This window comes from Brachybacterium sp. (assembly GCF_052095815.1).
Classification (GTDB): domain Bacteria; phylum Actinomycetota; class Actinomycetes; order Actinomycetales; family Dermabacteraceae; genus Brachybacterium.
Genome location: NZ_JBQDLF010000057.1, coordinates 1 through 20681, shown reverse-complemented (window position 1 = coordinate 20681; position 20681 = coordinate 1). Strand labels below are relative to the sequence as shown.

Annotated in this window: 18 protein-coding genes; 12 read left to right on the top strand and 6 right to left on the bottom strand. The window is 68.5% G+C overall.

The window, feature by feature from the left end; translation table 11 throughout:
- The 7 genes from ACTH43_RS16500 to ACTH43_RS16470 form a co-directional block, all read left to right on the top strand.
- A partial coding sequence (locus tag ACTH43_RS16500) for an MFS transporter (protein ID WP_441445986.1) occupies nucleotides 1-1151 on the top strand: 1151 nt, incomplete at its 5' end.
- A 71-nt stretch (nucleotides 1152-1222) separates the two neighbouring features.
- On the top strand, nucleotides 1223-4978 hold the full coding sequence (locus tag ACTH43_RS16495) for a nitrate reductase subunit alpha (RefSeq protein ID WP_441445985.1): 3756 nt from the start codon (nucleotides 1223-1225) through the stop codon (nucleotides 4976-4978).
- A 34-nt stretch (nucleotides 4979-5012) separates the two neighbouring features.
- Nucleotides 5013-6647: a nitrate reductase subunit beta gene (gene narH / locus ACTH43_RS16490; protein ID WP_441445984.1), complete on the top strand. Its 1635-nt coding sequence runs from the start codon at nucleotides 5013-5015 to the stop codon at nucleotides 6645-6647.
- A complete protein-coding gene (gene narJ, locus ACTH43_RS16485) occupies nucleotides 6647-7468 on the top strand; it encodes a nitrate reductase molybdenum cofactor assembly chaperone (protein WP_441445983.1) in 822 nt (273 codons plus the stop codon). Before narH ends, narJ begins: the two co-directional genes overlap by 1 nt.
- The gene (gene narI / locus ACTH43_RS16480; RefSeq protein WP_441445982.1) at nucleotides 7465-8196 is read left to right on the top strand and encodes a respiratory nitrate reductase subunit gamma; all 732 of its coding nucleotides are present in this window, start codon (nucleotides 7465-7467) and stop codon (nucleotides 8194-8196) included. The genes narJ and narI overlap by 4 nt, the downstream gene beginning before the upstream one ends.
- A complete protein-coding gene (locus tag ACTH43_RS16475; protein ID WP_441445981.1) occupies nucleotides 8196-8468 on the top strand; it encodes a DUF6457 domain-containing protein in 273 nt (90 codons plus the stop codon). The genes narI and ACTH43_RS16475 overlap by 1 nt, the downstream gene beginning before the upstream one ends.
- Nucleotides 8469-8609: 141 nt before the next feature.
- Nucleotides 8610-8900 (top strand): hypothetical protein, encoded by a 291-nt coding sequence (locus tag ACTH43_RS16470; RefSeq protein ID WP_441445980.1) that lies wholly within the window; start codon nucleotides 8610-8612, stop codon nucleotides 8898-8900.
- Between the two features lie 143 nt (nucleotides 8901-9043).
- Here the strand turns inward: ACTH43_RS16470 and ACTH43_RS16465 are convergent, their stop codons facing one another.
- Both ACTH43_RS16465 and ACTH43_RS16460 read right to left on the bottom strand, forming a co-directional pair.
- Nucleotides 9044-11605 (bottom strand): DEAD/DEAH box helicase, encoded by a 2562-nt coding sequence (locus ACTH43_RS16465; RefSeq protein WP_441445979.1) that lies wholly within the window; start codon nucleotides 11603-11605, stop codon nucleotides 9044-9046.
- Nucleotides 11606-11678: 73 nt separating this feature from the next.
- On the bottom strand, nucleotides 11679-12632 hold the full coding sequence (locus ACTH43_RS16460) for a 3-methyladenine DNA glycosylase (protein WP_441445978.1): 954 nt from the start codon (nucleotides 12630-12632) through the stop codon (nucleotides 11679-11681).
- A gap of 174 nt (nucleotides 12633-12806) precedes the next feature.
- Here ACTH43_RS16460 and ACTH43_RS16455 point away from each other — a divergent pair, with 174 nt between their 5' ends.
- The gene (locus ACTH43_RS16455) at nucleotides 12807-13349 is read left to right on the top strand and encodes a DUF2199 domain-containing protein (RefSeq protein ID WP_441445977.1); all 543 of its coding nucleotides are present in this window, start codon (nucleotides 12807-12809) and stop codon (nucleotides 13347-13349) included.
- On the opposite strand, the gene ACTH43_RS16450 is transcribed toward ACTH43_RS16455, so the two are convergent.
- Together ACTH43_RS16450 and ACTH43_RS16445 are read right to left on the bottom strand one after the other, a co-directional pair.
- Nucleotides 13288-13914, bottom strand: a complete 627-nt coding sequence (locus ACTH43_RS16450) for a hypothetical protein (protein ID WP_441445976.1) — start codon at nucleotides 13912-13914, stop codon at nucleotides 13288-13290. The genes ACTH43_RS16455 and ACTH43_RS16450 overlap by 62 nt on opposite strands.
- Before the next feature lie 105 nt (nucleotides 13915-14019).
- Nucleotides 14020-14547: a PH domain-containing protein gene (locus ACTH43_RS16445; RefSeq protein ID WP_441445975.1), complete on the bottom strand. Its 528-nt coding sequence runs from the start codon at nucleotides 14545-14547 to the stop codon at nucleotides 14020-14022.
- A 123-nt stretch (nucleotides 14548-14670) separates the two neighbouring features.
- On the opposite strand from ACTH43_RS16445, the gene ACTH43_RS16440 reads away from it, so the two are divergent.
- Complete coding sequence (locus tag ACTH43_RS16440) at nucleotides 14671-15612, top strand: hypothetical protein (protein ID WP_441445974.1); 942 nt, start codon at nucleotides 14671-14673, stop codon at nucleotides 15610-15612.
- 9 nt (nucleotides 15613-15621) lie between these two features.
- Here ACTH43_RS16440 and ACTH43_RS16435 read toward each other — a convergent pair whose 3' ends face one another.
- Complete coding sequence (locus ACTH43_RS16435) at nucleotides 15622-16497, bottom strand: hypothetical protein (RefSeq protein ID WP_441445973.1); 876 nt, start codon at nucleotides 16495-16497, stop codon at nucleotides 15622-15624.
- Nucleotides 16498-16679: 182 nt separating this feature from the next.
- Nucleotides 16680-17777 carry an LLM class flavin-dependent oxidoreductase gene (locus ACTH43_RS16430; protein WP_441445972.1) on the bottom strand — a complete coding sequence of 366 codons (1098 nt, stop codon included), beginning with the start codon at nucleotides 17775-17777 and terminating at the stop codon, nucleotides 16680-16682.
- A 115-nt stretch (nucleotides 17778-17892) separates the two neighbouring features.
- On the opposite strand from ACTH43_RS16430, the gene ACTH43_RS16425 reads away from it, so the two are divergent.
- From ACTH43_RS16425 to gltX, 3 genes are read left to right on the top strand one after another with little or no spacing between them, the layout of a single operon-like run.
- Nucleotides 17893-18033 carry a hypothetical protein gene (locus ACTH43_RS16425; RefSeq protein ID WP_441445971.1) on the top strand — a complete coding sequence of 47 codons (141 nt, stop codon included), beginning with the start codon at nucleotides 17893-17895 and terminating at the stop codon, nucleotides 18031-18033.
- Nucleotides 18034-18067: 34 nt separating this feature from the next.
- Nucleotides 18068-18853 (top strand): fumarylacetoacetate hydrolase family protein, encoded by a 786-nt coding sequence (locus ACTH43_RS16420; RefSeq protein ID WP_441445970.1) that lies wholly within the window; start codon nucleotides 18068-18070, stop codon nucleotides 18851-18853.
- A gap of 50 nt (nucleotides 18854-18903) precedes the next feature.
- Complete coding sequence (gene gltX, locus ACTH43_RS16415; RefSeq protein ID WP_441445969.1) at nucleotides 18904-20451, top strand: glutamate--tRNA ligase; 1548 nt, start codon at nucleotides 18904-18906, stop codon at nucleotides 20449-20451.
- Nucleotides 20452-20681 lie beyond the last annotated feature (230 nt).

The following is a 20681-nucleotide window of genomic DNA, read 5'->3' as shown; positions in this document are numbered from 1 at the left end:
GTAGCGTGAATACCCGCCACAGCAGGGTCATTCACCACGAACCGCGAAGAGCCGTCTACGTCGAGCGGGGCCTCGCCACCGACGCGTCCCTGATCGTCGCGCTGCCGGTGCTGGTCGGTTCCCTCGGCCGCATCGTGATGGGCGGGCTGACCGACAGGCACGGCGGCCATCTGATGTTCCCGGTGGTCTCGCTGATCACCGTCATTCCGGTGCTCTTCGTCGGGCTCATCGGGCAGTACACCTTCTCGACGTTGCTGCTCGGCGGATTCTTCCTCGGCATCGCCGGGACCACGTTCGCGATCGGCGTGCCCTATGTGAACTCCTGGTTCCCGCCCGCCAAGCGCGGCATGGCCACGGGCCTGTACGGCGTGGGCATGGGCGGCACCGCGATCAGCGCCTTCACCACCGTGCCGCTGGTGAACTCGGTCGGCAACGCCGCCCCGTTCGTGCTGACCGCGGTCGCCCTGGTGCTCTACGCGGTGATCGCCTGGCTGTTCATGCACAACGCACCCACCTGGGAACCCTCGCGCAAGAACATCGTCGCCCAGTCGGTCGCGGTCATGAAGCTCAAGGTGACCTGGCAGGCGTGCTACCTGTACGCCCTGTCCTTCGGCGGCTACGTCGCCTTCTCCGTCTTCCTGCCCACCATGCTGCAGAACTGGTACGGCCTCGAGGCGACCGACGCCTCCTTCCGGATGGCGGGCTTCGTGATCGTCGCCGTGATCATGCGCCCGCTCGGCGGCACCCTCTCGGACCGTCTGGGAGCGGCGAACACGCTGCTGGTCTCCTATATCGCGGTCGCGCTGGCCGCTCTCACCCTTGCCTTCCAGCCCGATCTGATGCCGATCGGCACCGTCGCCTTCATCGTGATGGCCGCCGGCCTCGGCGTCGGCTCCGGTGCGGTGTTCGCGCTGGTCGCGCAGACCAGCGATCCCTCGGTGGTCGGCTCCGTCACGGGCTTCGTCGGCGCCGCCGGCGGTCTGGGCGGCTTCGTGCCCCCGCTGGTGATGGCAGCCATCCATACCGACAGCGGCAGCTACTCACTGGGCATCGTCCTGCTGCTGCTGGCGACCGTCGGCGCCATCGTGGTGACGCTGTTCGTCGCCCGTGGCGCGCGCGCGACCGCCCGGGAGAAGATCTCCGTGTCCTGACCCTCGTCGCCCTTCACCCCACGTCGCCGCACCCCTCGTCGCCGCACCCCTCGTTCCCAGGAGGAGCACCCATGACCATCCAGGACCGTCAGGCACCGAAGAACCGTCCGGCCAAGGCCGCTTCGGTCGACTCCCCGCTGTTCGACGCCCTCATCGGCGCGCGCAAGATGTTCAGCCGCTCGGAGAAGATCAGCGAGGACAACCGTGAGACGCACAAGGTGGGCGGGCGCAGCGGCGACTCCTTCTACCGCGAACGCTGGAGTCACGACAAGGTGGTGCGCTCCACCCACGGCGTGAACTGCACCGGCTCCTGCTCATGGAAGGTCTACGTCAAGGACGGCGTGATCACCTGGGAGTCCCAGGAGACGGACTACCCCTCGGCCGGCCCCGACAAGCCCGAGTACGAGCCGCGCGGCTGCCCCCGCGGCGCCTCCTTCTCCTGGTACACCTATTCACCCACCCGTGTGCGCTACCCCTACGTGCGTTCCGAGCTGCTGCGCATGTATCGGGAGGAGAAGGCGAAGGCACCGGGCCACGACCCGGTCCTGGCCTGGAAGGCGATCGTCTCGGACCCGGAGAAGGCGATGCGCTACAAGCGCGCCCGTGGCAAGGGCGGGCTGGTGCGCGCCTCCTGGGACGAGGCCGTGGAGATGGTCTCCGCCGCCTACGTGCACACCATCAAGGAGTTTGGGCCCGACCGTGCGACCGGCTTCTCGCCGATCCCGGCGATGAGCCAGGTGTCCTTCTCCTCCGGTGCCCGCTTCCACCAGCTCATCGGCGCCTCGATGCTGTCCTTCTACGACTGGTACGCCGATCTGCCGCCGGCCTCCCCGCAGGTGTTCGGCGACCAGACCGACGTGCCGGAGTCCGGTGACTGGTGGGACGCCGCCTACCTCATCATGTGGGGCTCGAACGTTCCGCTGACCCGTACCCCGGACGCCCACTGGATGGTCGAGGCCCGGTACCGCGGCCAGAAGGTCATCTCGGTGGCCCCCGACTACGCCGAGTCCGTGAAGTTCGCCGACGAATGGCTCGCCCCGCATCCCGGCACCGATGCGGCGCTCGCGATGTCGATGGGGCACACCATCCTGCGCGAGTTCTATGTGGACAAGCAGGTCCCCTACTTCGAGTCGTACTCGAAGCAGTACACCGACCTGCCGTTCCTGGTGCAGCTCGAGACCCGCGAGGACGGTTCGGTGGTGCCGGGCAAGTTCCTGGTCGCGAGCGAGGCGGGGGAGCACCGCACCGCCGAGGCGACCACCGAGCATGCGGACTTCAAGCCGATGATGTTCGATACGGTCACCGGCGAGGTGGTGGTGCCCAACGGCACCCTCGGCCACCGCTACTCGGCTGACGGCGAAGGCCGGTGGAACCTCGAGCTGGGCGACCTCGATCCCGCCCTGTCCCTGCTGGGCCATCACGAGGGAATGGCCGAGGTGCTGCTGCCCCGCTTCGACACCGTCGGTCAGGGCGGCCGCGGCGACGTCCCCCGCGGCGTCCCGGTGCGCACCGTCGACGGCCGCACCGTCACCACCGTCTTCGATCTGCTGCTGGCCGAGTACGGCGTGGGCAGGGAAGGACTGCCCGGGCAGTGGGCGGCCGGCCTCGATGACGCCGAGTCGCTGTACACCCCGGCCTGGCAGGAGACCATCACCGGTGTGCCCGGGCAGGCGGCGGCCCGGATCGCTCGGGAGTTCGCCCAGAACGCGATCGACTCCGGCGGCCGCTCGATGATCATCATGGGCGCCGGCACCAACCACTGGTTCCACTCCGACACCATCTACCGCTCCTTCCTCACCCTGACCAACCTCTGCGGCACCCAGGGCGTCAACGGCGGCGGCTGGGCCCATTACGTCGGCCAGGAGAAGGTGCGTCCCCTCACCGGGTGGCTGCACCTCGCCAACGCCCTGGACTGGTCCCGCCCGCCGCGGCAGATGACTCAGACCACCTACTGGTACATGCACACCGACCAGTGGCGCTACGACCGCTTCGGAGCGGACACCCTCGCCGCGACCACCGGAGCAGGGAAGTTCGCGAACACCACCACGGCCGATGCCGTGGCGCTGTCCCAGCGGCTGGGCTGGCAACCGTTCTACCCGCAGTTCGACATCAGTTCCCTGGACGTCGCCGTTCGTGCTGCGGAAGCGGGCGAGGAGACGATCCCGTATCTGGTGGACCAGCTCAAGAGCGGCGGGATCAACTTCGCTGCCGAGGACCCCGACGCTCCGCAGAACCACCCCAAGATCTGGTCCGTCTGGCGGGCGAACACCCTGGGTTCCTCCGCCAAGGGCGACCAGTACTTCTTCCGGCACCTGCTGGGGGTGGACAGCGCCGCCACCGAGGAGGAGACCCCGGAGCACCTGCGCCCGCGCGATGTGAAGTGGAGGGACGAGGCGCCCATCGGCAAGATCGACCTGATGCTCACCCTCGACTTCCGGATGACGAGTCAGACCCTGCACTCCGATGTGGTGCTGCCAGCTGCGACCTGGTACGAGAAGCACGACCTCTCCACCACGGACATGCACCCCTTCATCCACTCCTTCAACCCCGCGATCTCCAACCCCTGGGAATCCCGCACCGACTGGGAGACCTGGGCGACGATCGCGGAGAAGTTCAGCGAGCTGGCCGAGACTCATCTGGGAACCCGCCAGGACGTCGTCGCCTTCCCGCTGCAGCACGACACCCCCGGGGAGCTGGCCACCCCGCACGGTCGGGTCAAGGACTGGAAGTTCGGTGAGTGCGAACCGATCCCGGGGCGCACGATGCCCACCCTGGTGGAGGTGGAGCGGGACTACACCCAGATCCACGCGAAGTACACCTCGATCGGGCCGCTGCTGGAGACGCTCGGGATGACCGCCAAGGGCGTGACCTTCGACGTGAAGCAGTACGTGAACGAGCTCGGGGAGCTCAACGGCCGTCACCGCACCGGCCCTGCCGCGGGCCGTCCCAAGCTCGAGACGGACCTGCAGGCCTGCGAGTTCATCCTGGGGCTGTCCGGAACCACCAACGGGCACATGGCCACTGCGGGATTCAAGACTCTCGAGAAGCGCACCGGCACGAAGCTCCACGACCTCGCCGCGGAGCATGAGGGCAAGCGGATCCACTTCGCGGACACCAAGGCCGCGCCGGTCCCGGTGATCACGAGCCCGGAGTGGTCTGGTTCGGAGACCGGGGGACGCCGCTACAGCCCCTTCACGATCAACGTCGAGCGCAAGAAGCCCTGGCACACCCTCACCGGTCGGCAGCACTACTACCTCGACCACGACTGGATGCTGGAGATGGGGGAGGCGCTGCCGGTGTTCCGGCCCCCGCTGGATATGACCGCCCTGTTCGGAGAGCGGCCGCTGGGCGACAAGGACGAGGCGGGGACCTCGATCTCCGTGCGGTATCTGACCCCGCACAACAAGTGGGCGATCCACTCCATGTACCAGGAGAACTTCTACATGATGAACCTCTCCCGTGGTGGTCAGAACATCTGGATGAGCGTCGAGGACGCCGAGGCCGTCGGGATCACGGACAACGACTGGGTCGAGGCCGTCAACCGCAACGGCGTGGTCGCCGCCCGCGCCGTGGTCAGCCACCGCATGCCCAAGGGCACCGCGTTCATGCATCATGGCCAGGAGCGCACTGTCAACGTGCCGCTGACCGAGCGGGACGGCAAGCGCGGTGGTGTCACGAACTCTCTGACCCGCATCATGCTCAAGCCCTCGCACCTGATCGGTGGGTACGGCCAGCTGTCCTATGCCTTCAACTACTACGGGCCGACGGGGAACCAGCGCGATGAGGTCACGATGATCCGCAAGCGCACCACCCCGGTCGAGTACTGAGCCCCCCTACAACGCAGAGCGAAGGAGAGCCGCGATGAGAGTCATGGCCCAGATGTCGATGGTGATGAACCTCGACAAGTGCATCGGCTGCCACACCTGCTCGGTGACCTGCAAGCAGGCATGGACCAACCGTTCCGGCACGGAGTACATGTGGTTCAACAACGTCGAGACTCGTCCCGGCCAGGGGTACCCCCGTGGCTACGAGGACCAGGAGAAGTGGAAGGGCGGCTGGGAGCTGGGGAAGAACGGGCGCCTGAAGCTCAAGGCCGGCGGCCGCATCACCAAGCTGATGCAGCTGTTCTCGAATCCGAAGCTGCCGAGCATCGAGGACTACTACGAGCCGTGGACCTACGAGTACGACAACCTGCTCAACGCCCCCGCGAACTCGCCGAACATCCCCACCGCGCCCCCGAAATCGCTGATCACCGGTGAACGGCTGGATATCCAGTGGTCCGGCAACTGGGACGATGACCTGGGCGGGACCTACCTGCACAAGGACAAGGACCCGATGCTCAAGGGCATCGAGGACAAGGTCCAGTTCGAGTTCGACCAGACCTTCATGTTCTACCTGCCGCGCATCTGCGAGCACTGCCTGAACCCCACCTGCGTGGCCTCCTGCCCTTCCGGCGCCATCTACAAGCGCGAGGAGGACGGCATCGTCCTGGTCGATCAGGATGACTGCCGAGGCTGGCGCATGTGCATCACCGGTTGCCCGTACAAGAAGATCTACTTCAACCACCAGACCGGCAAGGCCGAGAAGTGCACCTTCTGCTACCCCCGCATCGAGCAGGGGGAGCCCACGGTCTGCGCCGAGACCTGCGTGGGCCGGCTGCGGTACATCGGGCTGGTGCTCTACGACGCGGACCGGGTCACCCAGGCCGCGTCGATCACGGACGAGCAGGAGCTCTACCGGGCCCAGATGGACATCATCCTGGACCCGCACGACCCCGAGGTCATCCGGGGGGCTGAGGCCGCCGGGATCCATCACGACTGGATCCTCGCCGCCCAGAAGTCGCCGACCTACAAGCTGATCAAGGACTACGAGGTCGCGCTCCCGCTGCACCCCGAGTACCGCACGATGCCGATGGTCTGGTACATCCCGCCGCTGTCGCCGGTCGTGGACGTGGTCAGGGACACCGGTTACGACGCCGAGGACGCGGAGAACCTGTTCGCCGCGATCGATGCGCTGCGGATCCCGGTGGAGTACCTCGCGAACCTGTTCACCGCGGGGGACGTCCCCACGGTGGAGCGGGTGCTGTACCGCATGGCCGCGATGCGCTCGTACATGCGCGACATCAACCTCGGCAAGGAGCCACGGGAGGGGATCGCGAATGCCGTCGGCATGGACGGCGAGACGATGCAGGACATGTACCGTCTGCTCGCGATCGCGAAGTACGAGGACCGGTACGTGATCCCCGTCGGCCACGCCGAATCGGCCCACGACCTCGAAGGCACCGGCACGGACTGCTCGCTGAACGTGCCCGGCGGTCCCGGCATGGGCATGTCCCTGCCCGAGGAGTCGATGGGGATGTCCGGCCCCGGGTTCTCGAGCAAGCGTCGGGAGAACGCCGTCGATCGCCCCGAGGGTGTGCGGATCAACCTGTTGAACTGGGACGGCAACGGACGGCCCGACGGCCTGTTCCCGGCCCCTGCCACCGGGAGCGCCTGATGGGCGCCCTGGCACGGCTGCTGAGCCGACGCAGCGATCCTGGCGCAGGAGCCGTCGCGACCCTGCCCCCACGGGGGCGGACGCCGAAGGACCTGCTGCATGCCTCCGGGATGACCACCGAGCAGCTGCGCATCACCTGGATCGCGGTCTCGTGGTTGCTGACCTACCCGGACCGGGACACCATCGCGCGCTATCCCGCGGTGCGCGAGCTGGCGTCCGGGCTCCCGGAGCCGACCCGCTCGGCGCTGCTGCGCACCGTGGACATCCTCGACGAGCGTGACGAGATCTCGGTGCAGGAGGAGTACGTCGACACCTTCGACACGCGCCGACGCGGCTGCCTGCACCTGACCTATTTCAGCCACGGCGACACCCGCCGCCGCGGCATGGCGCTGCTGCGCATCAAGCAGGATTTCCGCACCGCGGGCCTCGAGATCGGCAGCGAGGAGCTGCCGGACCACCTGCCGGTGGTGCTCGAGTTCGGTGCAGCTCATGACGCCGAACGGGGTGCGAAGATCCTGCGCTCCAACCGGCCCGGCGTGGAGCTGCTGCGCCTGCACCTGGCCGATATCTCCTCTCCCTGGCACGGTGCGCTGGTGGCGCTGTGCTCGACCCTGCCTCCGCTGGACGCCGATGACCGCTCCGCGGTCATGCAGCTCGCGCAGGAGGGTCCTGAGGAAGAGACCGTGGGGCTGGACGGCTACGGTCTCGACGGCGATGCCGGAGATCTCGCCGGGAGGACCTTCGCCGCCAGCTCCTGCAGCTCCGATGCCAAGGCCCCTGGACCTGTCCCCGTGGACCTGTTGAGAGGACGACCCTCATGAACGACCCGACGACGCTCCAGCTGCTGCTGTGGGTGGTGTTCCCCTACATGGTGCTCGCCGTGTTCGTGCTCGGGCACGTCTGGCGGTTCCGCCAGGACCGTTTCGGCTGGACCACCCGGTCCAGCCAGATCTACGAGTCCAAGCTGCTCTCGATCGGCTCGCCGATGTTCCACTACGGGATCATCGGGATCTTCTTCGGGCATGTCGTGGGTCTGGGCATCCCGAAGTCCTGGACCCAGTTCGTCGGGATCTCCGATCACATGTACCACCTGATGGCCATCATCATCGGTCTGGCCGCGGCAGTGGCATGCGTGGGCGGGCTGCTGATCCTGCTCTACCGCCGGCGCACGAACCGTCGCGTCTTCGGCGCGACCACCGCCGGGGACAAGCTCATGTACCTGCTGCTGGCGATGACCATCCTCTGCGGGGTGCTGGCGACCGTGGTGCACACTGCGGTGGGCACCTACGACTACCGGGAGGGCGTCTCGATCTGGTTCCGCCAGTTCTGGACCCTGCAGCCTTCTACGGAGCTGATGAGCCAGGCGCCGATCTTCTTCCAGCTGCACGTGCTCAGCGCTCTCTCGCTGTTCGCTATCTGGCCCTTCACCCGCCTGGTGCACGTCTTCGCCGCTCCGTTGGGCTACCTGACCCGGCCGTACATCGTCTACCGCAGCAAGGACCCCCGTAAGGAAGCCGAGCGGCGCGGCTGGGAGAAGGTGAAGTTCTGATGGCGGCGAAGCCTCCGGTGACACGGCAGGATGACTGGGAGAGCACCCTGCTGCCCTGGCTGGACCGAGTGGCGGAGCGGCTCGAGGTCTCCGGTGTGGATCTGGACGTGGATCGTGTCCATCTCATGACGGGCGTGGTCGCCGAGGGCGTCCAGCGCTCGATGGCCCCGATCTCCGCTTTCCTCGTCGGCGCGGCAGTGGCGCGCGGGGCGAGCCTCGAGGAGGCGTGCGCCGCGGTCGAGGCCGTGACCCTCGAGCGGGCCCCCGTCTGACCTCACCGAAGGTGATCGACCCCGTCCCGTCTCTCCCCGTCTCGTGCCGAGGCGAAGCGCTTGTGATCGCTCTCACAACAGGTATCCTGGGGCGAGCGGGCTTCCTCCTGAGCCGCTGATGCTTACCTCGAGAGGATGAACATGGTGAGTGCACAGAAGGACGGAATGCTGCGGCCGCGCCGCCGATGGGCGCGTACCGCCACGCTGGCCGGAGGCGTCGCTCTCGGGCTCGCGCTCGGCGTCGCGGGGGCCGGTGCCGCATCTGCGGTCGAGGTGAACCCGTGGAAGGTGACCAAGCCTGCGGTCGAAGTGAACCCGTGGGTCGAGGTGAATCCTTGGAAGGCCAAGACGCCTGCCGTCGAGGTGAATCCCTGGGTCGAGGTGAACCCCTGGGTTGAGGTCAACCCGTGGGGGCAGGCGACCCCTCAGTAGCAACGGATCGCGCCAGCGGCGCGATCGAAGGGAGCAAGGCCGTCGTCCGGTGGACGGCGGCCTTCTCTGCACCCGGACCCCGATTCCGGACCCCGATTCCGGCCCGCGCCTCCGGGCCCCGGCTCCGCGCGGGGCCTCGATGATCAGGGACGGGTCGAGGCATCTCCGACGTGCGTGATCGCGAGCACCGGCTCGCCCGCCTCGTCGGTCGCTTCGAGGTCGAGCTCCGCCTCGATCGCCCAGTCGTGGTTCCGATCGGGATCCGCGAGTACCTGCCGGATCCGCCAGAGCTTCGACTCCTCCGTGATCTGCAGCAGCTGCGGCGAGCGCGCGGGACCGTCGATGCCGACGTCGTCGTAGGTGTCGTAATACTCGTCCATCACCGCCGCCCAGCGCGACCGGTCCCAGCCGGATCCGCCGTCGAGCTCCGCCAGGCGCGCCTCGCGCTCGAAGGCGAAATGCTCGACGCGCTGCCACATGGCGGCGCGCACCATCGTGCGCAGCACTTTAGTCTGCGCGGAGAGCCCACGCGGGGTGGTGGGTCGGATCTCCGAGGCGCCGTCGGGGTCGGCATCCTCCGGGTGGGTGAGCGCCTCCCATTCATCCAGCAGCGACGAATCGATGCCGCGCACCAGCACGCCGAGCCATTCGATCAGGTCCTCGAGATCCTCGGTGCGCAGGTCCTGCGGAATGGTGCGGCGCATCGCCTGGTAGGCGTCGGAGAGATAGCGCAGCACGATGCCCTCGGAGCGCTGCAGCCCATAGCGCTGCACGAACTCGCTGAAGGTCTGCCCGGTCTCGTAGATCTCGCGGACCACGGATTTGGGGGACAGCTCGTCGGAGCGCACCCATGGGCGGGAGCGCGCATAGATCTCGAGCGCCGCCTCGAGGTCCTCCTCGAGCGGCTTCGGCCAGGTGACCTGATCGAGCCGGGCCATCCGCTCGGTGTACTCGACGCCATCGGCCTTGAGCTCTCCGAGCAGCTCGCCCTTCGCGGAGTTCTGCTGCGCGAGCAGGATCTGACGCGGGTCCTCGAGGACGGCCTCGATGATCGAGACGGTGTCCAGGGTGAGGGACTCGGACTCCTCGTCGAGAGAGTCGATCATCGCGATGGCGAAGGGCGCCAGCGGCTGGTTCATGGTGAAGTCCAGCTGCAGGTCCTCCACCAGGGCGAAGCGTCGGCCGAGATGGTCGGGTGCGTCGAGCACCTCGATGATCTCGGCGTCCTTGAGCCCGCGGAGGATCTCCACACCGTCTTTGACCAGTTTCAGCTTCTGCCCGGTGGTCTGATGGCTGGTCATGATCAGGTGCCGGCCCGCGGAGATCGCATCGCCCGGCCGGGAGATCAGCGCGAGCACCATGCCCGCGGTGATCTTCAGATGCGGCCGCAGCGGCTCCGGGGCGTTCTCGACCAGCTTGGTCATGGTCGCCTCGGACCAGGAGATCGCACCCTCGGGGATCCGCGGCTTGGGCTCCTTCTTGCGCTTCTTGGCATTGTTGGAGACCTTGCCCGCCTCCTCGCGGGCACGATGCTTGGCCCGCTCCTTCTCGAACTCGATCGTCCAGACCGGTGCCTGCACCACCACGTGGCCGATCGTGTCGTAGCCGGCGCGGCCGGCACGGCCCGCGATCTGGTGGAACTCACGCGCGTTCAGCAGCCGCATGCGCTTGCCGTCGAACTTCGCCAGGCCCGTCAGCAGCACGGTGCGGATCGGCACGTTGATGCCGACCCCGAGGGTGTCGGTGCCGCAGATGATCTTCAGCAGCCCGGACTGGGCGAGCTTCTCCACCAGTCGCCGGTACTTCGGCAGCATCCCTGCGTGGTGCACGCCGATGCCCTCGCGCACGAGCCTGGACAGGATCTGCCCGAAGCCCTTCGAGAAGCGGAAGTCCCCGATGATCTCGCGGATCTGGACCTTCTCCTCCGCGGAGAGGATCTTCTGGCCCTGGAGCGCCTGCGCCTGTTCGAGGGCATCCTTCTGGGTGAAGTGGACGATGTAGACGGGGGCATCACGGTCGGTGAGGATCGTGGTGATCGTCTCCGGCAGCGGCTCGAGCGACCACCGGAAGTCCAGTGGCACCGGGCGCGGGGCATCATCGATGACGGTCACGTCCCGCTCGGTCCGCTCGCTGAGGTCCTCGACGAAGCGCGTCACGTCCCCGAGGGTCGCGCTCATGAGCACGAACTGGCAGTCGGGCAGCTCGACCAGGGGCACCTGCCAGGCCCATCCGCGCTGGGAGTCGCCGTAGTAGTGGAACTCGTCCATCACCGCCAGGCCCACGTCGCTGCCGGGCCCGTCACGCAGTGCGTGGTTGGCGAAGATCTCCGCGGTGCACACGATGATCGGTGCGTCGTGGTTGACGGCCGAGTCGCCGGTCATCATGCCCACGTTCTCCGCACCGAACTGTGCGACCAGGTCGAAGAACTTCTCGCTCACCAGTGCCTTGATCGGGGCGGTGTAGTACGACTTCTCCCCGCGGGCCATGGCGGCGAAGATCGCGGCGTACGCGATCGTGGTCTTGCCGGAGCCGGTCGGCGTCGCGGCGATGACATGATCACCGGCGGCGATCGCCAGCAGCGACTCCTCCTGATGCGGGTACAGGGTGCGGCCCACGGACTCCTGGGCCGCGATGAACCCGTCGACGATCGCGTCCTGTCCGGCGTCGGCGGAGCTGTCGGGCAGGAACGGCATCAGGAGGGGCATGGTCCCAGTCTGCCAGGGCGCTCGGACACCGCCGAACTCTCCGCGGAGATAGCGGTCCGTCGCGCGGTGCCTCTCAGACCGCAATGGCCTCGGCCAGCGGGAAGACCACGGCCAGCAGCCGCTCTCGCAGGGAATCGGCCCGTGCGGCCAGCGCACGCTGTCGCCGCACGTACTCGCCCTTCCCTGCGGGCGTCTCGATCGCGACCACCCCATAGCCCAGCGGACGCACGTCGTACGGGCTCGCCTCCATGTCCAGCACCCGGGTCTCGCGCGCGTGCTCGAAGCAGTCCAGCACGAGAGCCGACGGCACCAGCGGGGTGAGCTTCATCGCCCACTTGTAGAGGTCCATCCCGACATGGAGACAGGCCGGGTTGTCGTTCTGGACCTGGGAGGCGCGAGTGGGCTCCAGGGAGTTGCGCGGCGCTGCCGACGGGGTGAAGAAGCGGAAGGCATCGATATGGGAGCACACCAGGTTCTCCCGCTCGACGACCGCGTCGGTCTCCGCCGGAGAGAGCCGCAGCGGAAGATTCTCATGACGCTGCTCGCCCTCGGGCACGCGGTGCACCATCGCCCACTCGTGCAGGCCGAAGCAGCCGAACTCCGGCCGCCGCCGCGTGAGCGAGGACGCCGAGAGCAGCCGCGTCATGAAGCCGAGTGCGTCACCGCGCTCGGCGAGGTATCGCGTGGCATCGGCGCGGCGCATTGGAACCTGCCCGGGGCCGTCGACGTACCAGGAGCGGCGTCCTGCCTCGTCCACGTCTGCGATCGCGGGCTCGCCGTCGGCCCCGAGGTCCGCTGCCGCGTCGTAGGCGACCTCCCATCCCGGGTGCCAGCGCCTCAGCCTGGCGGGGGAGAACGGGTAGTAGGTGAACAGGAAGTCCTCGACCGCGTGCTTCTCGCCGCGGAGGCGCCGTGCGCGATGGGCTGCGGTCAGCGCGTCGGCCCGGTCCTCGTGCGCGCGGCGGGCCGCCGCGGCGTCCTCGGCCGACAGCGTGTGCGCCGGGGCGGCGAGGGGCGGGAAGTTCACGGGGCCTCCGGGAGCGGGTGGGTCGATGACCGATCCATCCTACGAGCACCCCACGGTTCCTCCCCAGCGGACCCCCGTCCACAGCGAGGCGATCGCCATGGCCTCGAGGCATCGAGGATTCCTACGGTGGTGCCCATCCCGCGGCAGGGCGTCGCAGGAGAAGGAGCGTCCGAGATGCCAGGTATCGACTATGACTGCGCCGGCTGCGGTCACCGCCACGAGGGGGCCGACGGCACTGTGGCGAACCCCTGGCCGCTGATTGAGTTCACGCGCCCGGAGGCATACCTGCGCCTGAGCCCCCGGGAGCAGCTGATGCGCGCCCGGTCCACCGATGAGCTGTGCCTGATCGAGAACGGCGGCTCGATCGACTGCTACCTCACGGGATATCTGTCCCTCCCGGTCCGCGGGGAGGCGGCGATGCTGGTCTTCATGCCGTGGATCCAGGTGAGCGAGAACGACTATCTCGACGTCGTCGAGCACTGGGAGCAACCGCAATTCCGCGGGAGCTACCTGGGCACGCTCGCCAGCGAGCTGCCGGGGTGCGAGGAATCGCTGTCCGTTCCTGTCCGGGTGATCGTCCCCGGCCGGATGCCGCCCCTGATCGTGCCGGAGGAGTTCTCCGGGCACTCTCTGGTGCGGGAGGAACAGGAGGGCATCAGCCGGCAGGAGGCCGAGCTGCGAATCCGTTCGATGCTGCTGGAGGACCCGGAGGCCTGAGCCGCGGCTCGGCGAACTCGCCACGCCGATACCGGGCGAGCCCGTCGAGCGCCGCGCGCAACGGCGCCGGGGCACCGTTGTCGGGGCTCAGATGGGACGGGGCCGGAGGATGCGCGTAGCCGGCGGAGGCGTTCGTGAGGGAAGCGGTCAGGCGAGCGCCGTCCTCGAGCACCACCGCGACCGCGCCTCGCATCAACATCCCGCGAGAGGGCTCGATCGCCGCCACCTGCGCCCAGGGCACGAACCGTGCCCTGCGGTAGGGAGGGGCGAAGGTGAGGCCCTGCGTGGTCACGGCGAACACCATCGAGGACTGCAGCACCGCGTTGACCATAATCAGCGCCAGCAGCAGCACGATCAGGAACCCGAACACCACCAGGATCACCACCGCTGCGGCGGTCGAGAGCTTCGCAGCAATCTGCCAGGCGATGAAGATTGCGAGGGCGAGGACCACCAGTGCGAGCACCGCCAGCACGCCCAGGAGCACGAGCATCAGCCAGCGGTATCCCCGGGTCGGCGCGACATACAGCGGCGTGCCGTCATCTGCTGGGCGGGGTGGACTGATCATCCTGGTGGCCTCCGGCTCGGGCGGTGCCGCTCGGCACCAATCCGCAGGATACCGGCCGCGCCGCAGGCTGCGGCTGCTGCCGCGCCTCGACGACGGAGAGCACTCTCACCGCCCGAACTCCCCGGCCAGGTAGCGGCGGTGCGCGTCGATCGCGGCGAGGGTGCAGCGGGTGGGTGCGGTTCCGTCGGCGCCGTGGGAGAGCGGGGTCTCTCCGCGCCACAGGGCGAAGTTCATCGAGGTGGCGAAGGGCCGCACCGTCGAGCCGTCGGCGAGGACGAGCTCGGTGGCCCGCGGCGAGAAGACCGTCGGCGGTCCCACGCGCACCAGTCGGATGCTCGACCAGGGGAGGTGGCGGGTACGGAGATACGAGGCGACATCGATCCCCGCCGTCGTCACGGTGAAGCGCTGGCGTGCGGAGACCACCAGCAGGCAGCCGAGAAGCAGGACGAGGACGCCCGCGACCAGTCCGAGCACGATGCCGGAGGCGGAGTCGGCGACCACGCCCAGCACGGCGAGCAGGATGGCCAGGGGCAGCAGCACCACCACGGAGAGTGCGGTGGCGACGACGAGTGCCCAGGGACGGGTGGGGGCGCGGAAGAGGATGACCGGGCTGCCGGAATGAGTCGATGGCACGTCCCCATGATGCCGCACCGCTCCGGGAGAGCGCGGTGATGGGGAGTGCTCCCCATCGCGCGGACGCAGGCCGCTGTCTACTCTTCGAGCAGAGACGACGACGCGAGGACGAGGTGGGGACCGATGACATTCCTGGGGGCTGACACCGAGGCGCTGCGCGCACAGGCCGAGCTGACCGACACCCGCGCGCGCCAGCTCGATGGGCTCTCCCTGCGACTCGGCATCGCGGTGCGCACGGCGACCTGGATCGGGCCGGACGCCGAGCGCTTCCGCGAGGACTTCGAGTCCCGGGTGCTCGAACGCATCGAGGAGGCGCTCGAGGATCTGCGGCGCCGCCTCGAGGGGCTCCGGCGCGAGGCGGAGGAGCAGGACGCGGCGAGCGACGGGGACGGCGGCGGCTCGCTCTGGGACACCATCACCCAGTGGCTCGAGGACTACGAGCCGCTCCAGAGCGATGGCTTCTGGGGCGATCTCCTCGGCGAGGACGGTCTGCTGGGGCTCGACATCTTCGCCGGGGTCACCTCGGCCATCGACGTCGTCGGAATGTTCGACGTCGGCACCTGGGGGGACGTCCTCAACATCGTCGGCGATGCATCCACGATGGGCATCGCGGTCTATGACGGGTTGCAGGCCTTCCAGGACGGGGACCTGTTCGGTGTGCTCGATGCGGCCATCACCTACAACATCAACGGCCTGGACCTGGCGTTCACGACGGTCGGCATGATCCCCCACCCCGTGACGAAGCTCATCGGTGGCATCGGAGGCATCGCGACCGGTGCCCTGGACATCGCGTGGAACGGCCTGACGGTCGCGACCGCGCACAACCCGGATTCGGTCGGCGGGGGGTCGCCCTCGCGTGCGCTGCTGGAGGCGCCCGGGGACGTGGTCGAGATGCTCACGGGATGGAGCGGGCTGCGCGAGGGGACGGACACCGTGCTCGACGGTGCCCAGGACCTCTTCCAGGACAGCAGCGAGGGGATCCGGGACGCTGTCCCGATCCTCGACCCGATCATCGACGGTCCCCAGCGCATCGTCGAGGGCGTCGGCGACCTGGTCTTCGGCTGAACCCGGCCCTCAGCCGGCGGTCATGAACTCCGCGAGCTGAGCGCGCAGTCCGTCCGGACCCACGCGCACGGCCTCGAGCACGGAGGCCTCGAGGGAGGGCGCTCCGGTGCCATGTTCCGAGGGCTGGAGCGCGACGGTGGATTCTCCGTCGTGGAGCACCCAGAGCACCTGCTCGACGCCCTCGGCGCGATCCTCGGCGAGGATCCGTACCCGTCGGGTGGCGGAGGAGAGGAGGACACCGATCTCCGGATCAGCCGTGAGCTCCTCGAGCGTCCCGGAGCGGACCTCCGCGGCCTGCTCCTCGGTCGGGGCGCTCTCGGGATCGGGGGCGCCCAGCAGCCAGAGGACCTGGACCCGCGCCGCGCTGTCGACGCTGCTCATGGTGAAGTGGTGGATCCCGTTGGCGGAGATCTGCTCCTGCATCACGGTGCCGTCGAGATCGGCGAAGGCCTGGATCGCGCCGCGCGCAGGATCGTCGAGGTCAGTCGCCGTGACACGCCGACTGGAATACACGCGGCGCCCCACGATCCCGGCCGGCAGCGCGGTCGGGAGGAGGTCTTCCGGGTCGCCGACGGGTTCGCGCCCCTCAACCTTCGCCAGAGTGCCCTCAGGCGCGATGGCACCCGCGGCGAGCTGTCCGCGCGCCGCCGAGGACAGCAGCAGTTCGCGCTGCGCGTCCGTAGCCGTCGAGCGGTCGAGCCACGGCGTGAGCAGTGCGGGGGCCTCGCTCGTCCCGTGGAGCACCACGAGCTGCTCGTCGGTCAGGCTGCCCAGAGCGGTGGGCCCGGGGTCCGCGTGCCGGGCCAGAGCGGCGGCCGCGGTCGCGATGCGGCGCTCGCGCGAGGTGCCGGTGCTCTCGTTCGTGGTGATCTCCCGATCGTTCATGGGGTCAGCCTACGGTGGCCGCTCCGGCACGCTTCCTCACGGACCAGAGAACCCGCCCTGGAGCCAGCGCTTCGCTCATCCGCTGGTGCCGTGACGTCCTGGACGGGATCAGCAGCGAGGAGACGGAGCTGAGGATCCGCTCGTTCCTGCTGCGGGAGGCACCGCGGTGACGTGAGCCCTCATCACGCCTCGTCGAAGGGCGAGTCCATTTCGGTGTCGGGCCGCGCCGCGAGCAGCTCGCGCACGCGCGGGATGACCTCGGTGCCGTACAGCCGGATCGACTCCATCAGCTGCTCGTGCGGCATCGGCCCGCTCGCGTACTTCAGATCGAAGCGGTCCACGCCGAGGGTGCGGATCGTCGTCGCGATCCTGTGCGCCACCGTCTCCGGAGAACCGACGTACAGCGCCCCATGCTGCATCTCGGCATCGAACTCGGCGATGCCCGAGGGACCCCAGCCACGCTCCCGCCCGATCTCGTTGCGGTTGTGGATCCAGTGCGGGGCCAGCTGCTCCCGCGCGGTCGCGTCGTCGGCGGCGATGTGGCCGGGGGAGTGGACCCCGACGGGGAGTCGGCCGTTGCCCAGCTTCTCGTTCGCCTCGTGGAACAGCCGGACGTACGGGGCGAAGCGGTCGGCGGCGCCGCCGATGATCGCGAGCATCAGGGGCAGGCGGTGGCGGGCCGCCCGCACCACCGAGTTCGGGCTGCCGCCCACGGCGACCCAGGTGGGCAGCGCGCGCTCGAGCGGCGGATAGAGAGACTGCGCCTTCAGCGGGGCACGGGTGGTGCCGGACCAGGTGATCGGCTCCCCGGTGATCGCGGCGGAGAGCAGATCCAGCTTCTCCTCGAAGAGCGTCTCGTAGTCCTGCAGCGCGAACCCGAACAGCGGGAACGACTCCGTGAACGAACCACGCCCCACCGTCAGCTCCGCGCGGCCCTGCGACAGCGCATCCAGAGTCGAGAACCGCTCGACCACGCGCAGCGGGTCGTCGGAGCTGAGCACGATCACGGCGGTGCCGAGGGTGATCCGCTCGGTCCGGGTGGCGAGGGCGGCGAGCACCATGTCGGGCGCGCTGATGGCGAAGTCGGGACGGTGATGCTCGCCGACCGAGAAGTGATCGATGCCCACGCTGTCCGCGAGCTCGCCCTGCGCGATCACGTCACGGATCACCTGCGAGGCCGGCACCGGGGCCCCGTGTGCGTCGACGGTGACGTCGCCGAAGGTGTCCAGGCCGAAGGTCAGCCGTGGGAGGTCGGATGCGGTCGTGGTCGGGTCAGTCACGGAGGAGCTCCATTCTGCGACGCAGGCACCTGCGCCAAGAGTCGTTGATGATTCAAGTATAGCGTAGTACGTGCTGGAAAGGGCGTCGAGACCTGGACCGCCGGACAGCGTGGGGATGACCTGCACGCTCGGCGCCGGCGAGACCACCCGGGCCATGATCGCCATCACCTCCGTCGAGGAGGACGCGGCGAGATCTGATGCCGAGATATCTGATGCCGAGATCTGGTGCCGAGATCGCCGGCGCCGAGGTCGCTGAAGGGGCCGACGAGTGACGCTCTAGACTGGCGGGCATGCGTATCGCCCGATTCACCACCGGTGAAGACCCCATGTACGGCATCGTCCAGGAGAAGGATGGCCGGGACATGGTCTATGGGATCACCGGTGACCCCCTGTACACAGAGATCCGACCCACCGGCACCGTCGTGCCGCTCGAGGACGTGCGCCTGCTGGCCCCCGTCATCCCTCGCTCGAAGGTGGTGTGCGTCGGCCGCAACTACGCGGCGCACGCCGCAGAGATGGGCAACGAGGTGCCGGAGCAGGCGCTCTACTTCCTCAAGCCCAACACCGCAGTCGTCGGCCCCGGCGATCCCGTGGTGCTGCCCTCCTACAGCCAGGAGGTGAGCCTCGAGGCCGAGCTCGCCGTGGTCATCAAGCGGATGGCCAAGAACCTCACCCCCGAGCAGGTCGCCGACCATGTGCTCGGATACACCTGCGCCAATGACCTCACCGCACGCGATGCGCAGCGGGAGGAGGATCAGTGGTTCCGGGCCAAGGCCTTCGACACCTCGTGCCCCATCGGGCCGTGGATCGAGACCGACCTGGATCCCGCAGCCGGTGCGGGGCTCGCCATCTCCAGCGCCGTCGACGGCGAGATCGCACAGCAGGGCAGTACTGCGGACATGGTCCGCTCCGTCGCTGAGCTGATCGCGGAGATCTCCTCCGTGGTCACCCTGCTGCCCGGCGATCTCGTCCTGACCGGTACACCCGCCGGTGTGCGGAGCGTCCCCGCCGGCGTCTCGGTCGACATCACCATCGAGGGCATCGGCACCTTGACCAATCCGATCGTGCGCCGTTGAGCAGCACGGCCTCGCCCCTCATCCTCGACAACTCCTCAGGAGCACCCCGCGTGACCACCGCCCCCGCCCCGACCTCGACCCCGACCGGCGCTGCCGACGAGGTCCGCGTCCGTTTCTGCCCCAGCCCCACGGGCACCCCTCATGTGGGGATGGTGCGCACCGCCCTGTTCAACTGGGCCCATGCCCGCCATCACGGCGGGAAGCTGATCTTCCGCATCGAGGACACCGACGCCGCGCGTGACAGCGAGGAGTCCTACCACCAGCTGCTCGACGCGATGCGCTGGCTCGGCATCGACTGGGACGAGGGCGTCGAGGTGGGCGGGCCGGACGGCCCCTATCGTCAGTCGCAGCGAGGAGAGATCTACCAGGACGTCATCGAGAAGCTGAAGGCGTCCGGACACATCTATGAGTCCTTCTCCACCGCGGAGGAGATCGTGGAGCGCCACAAGGCGGCGGGCCGGGATCCGCAGCTGGGGTACGACGGCTACGACCGCGACCTCACCGACGAGCAGAAAGCTGGCTTCCGCGCGGAGGGTCGCGAGCCCACCTGGCGCCTGCGGATGCCCGCGGAGGACATCACCTTCACCGACATGGTGCGCGGCGAGATCACCTTCAAGGCCGGCACCACTCCCGACTTCGTGGTCGTGCGCGCCAACGGGAAGCCGCTCTACACGCTGGTCAACCCGATCGATGATGCGCTGATGCGGATCACCCATGTGCTGCGCGGCGAGGACATCCTCTCCTCCACTCCCCGCCAGATCGCGCTGTACCGGGCACTGATCGAGATCGGCGTCGCGGAGCGGATCCCCGAGTTCGGGCACCTGCCCTACGTGATGGGGGAGGGCAACAAGAAGCTCTCCAAGCGCGATCCGCAGGCGGATCTCTTCCTCTATCGGAAGCAGGGCTTCATCCCGGAGGGCATGGTGAACTACCTGTCCCTGCTGGGCTGGGGCTACAGCGCCGACGAGGACATCTTCAGCCGTGCGCAGCTGGTCGAGCGCTTCGACGCCTCCGCCGTGAACCCCAACCCGGCTCGCGTCGACCTCAAGAAGGCCACCGCCATCAATGCGGACCACATCCGTCTGCTGCCCGAGGCGGATCTCGCCGAGCGCCTGCTGCCGTACCTCCAGGCCGGCGGGGTGCTGGGCGAGGACGTGACCGAGCAGCAGCGCGCCCTGGTCGCCGCGGCCGTCCCGCTGGTCCAGACCCGGATGAACCTTCTCGGCGAGGCGCCGGAGCTGATGGGCTTCCTGTTCACCGCCGACGAGGACCTCGTGGTCCAGGACGATGCGCTGAAGAAGCTCGGCGATGACCCCGCAGCAGTGCTCGAGCGCGCGATCCGTGAGGTCGAGGCGATCGACGAGGGCGCCTTCACCGCTGAGGCACTCGAGCCCGCACTGCGCGGGGCGATCGTCGACGACATGGGGGTCAAGCCCCGCCTGGCCTTCGGGCCGCTGCGCAGCGCGATCTCCGGGCGCAGGATCTCTCCGCCCCTGTTCGAGTCGATGGAGCTGCTGGGCAAGCCCTCGAGCCTCGCCCGGCTGCGCTCGCTGCACAGCCGATTGACTGCAGAGGGCCGATTGGCTGCAGAGGGCTGAGTCCGGGGACGCTGTGGGGCAGGGTGCCGAGCCTCACAGCGTCCAGGGGCCTTCTCGCTTTGTGCTCCGCCCGAGAACCCGGTAGAGTCTTACCTCGGTACGGCATGCAGAACAGTTCGGAAATTCCACGGAAACCACCGGGGAACAGAACGGAAATGACTGCAGAAAGTACTTCTCACCATGGGGTATGGTGTAATTGGCAACACAGCGGTTTCTGGTACCGTCGTTCT

Bases quoted from the DNA above. Each gene is read 5' to 3' on its own strand.
- ACTH43_RS16495 (WP_441445985.1), top strand. From the start codon at position 1,223: ATGACCATCCAGGACCGTCAGGCACCGAAGAACCGTCCGGCCAAGGCC.
- narH (WP_441445984.1), top strand. From the start codon at position 5,013: ATGAGAGTCATGGCCCAGATGTCGATGGTGATGAACCTCGACAAGTGC.
- narJ (WP_441445983.1), top strand. From the start codon at position 6,647: ATGGGCGCCCTGGCACGGCTGCTGAGCCGACGCAGCGATCCTGGCGCA.
- narI (WP_441445982.1), top strand. From the start codon at position 7,465: ATGAACGACCCGACGACGCTCCAGCTGCTGCTGTGGGTGGTGTTCCCC.
- ACTH43_RS16475 (WP_441445981.1), top strand. From the start codon at position 8,196: ATGGCGGCGAAGCCTCCGGTGACACGGCAGGATGACTGGGAGAGCACC.
- ACTH43_RS16470 (WP_441445980.1), top strand. From the start codon at position 8,610: ATGGTGAGTGCACAGAAGGACGGAATGCTGCGGCCGCGCCGCCGATGG.
- ACTH43_RS16465 (WP_441445979.1), bottom strand. From the start codon at position 11,605: ATGCCCCTCCTGATGCCGTTCCTGCCCGACAGCTCCGCCGACGCCGGA.
- ACTH43_RS16455 (WP_441445977.1), top strand. From the start codon at position 12,807: ATGCCAGGTATCGACTATGACTGCGCCGGCTGCGGTCACCGCCACGAG.
- ACTH43_RS16450 (WP_441445976.1), bottom strand. From the start codon at position 13,914: ATGATCAGTCCACCCCGCCCAGCAGATGACGGCACGCCGCTGTATGTC.
- ACTH43_RS16440 (WP_441445974.1), top strand. From the start codon at position 14,671: ATGACATTCCTGGGGGCTGACACCGAGGCGCTGCGCGCACAGGCCGAG.
- ACTH43_RS16435 (WP_441445973.1), bottom strand. From the start codon at position 16,497: ATGAACGATCGGGAGATCACCACGAACGAGAGCACCGGCACCTCGCGC.
- ACTH43_RS16425 (WP_441445971.1), top strand. From the start codon at position 17,893: ATGACCTGCACGCTCGGCGCCGGCGAGACCACCCGGGCCATGATCGCC.
- ACTH43_RS16420 (WP_441445970.1), top strand. From the start codon at position 18,068: ATGCGTATCGCCCGATTCACCACCGGTGAAGACCCCATGTACGGCATC.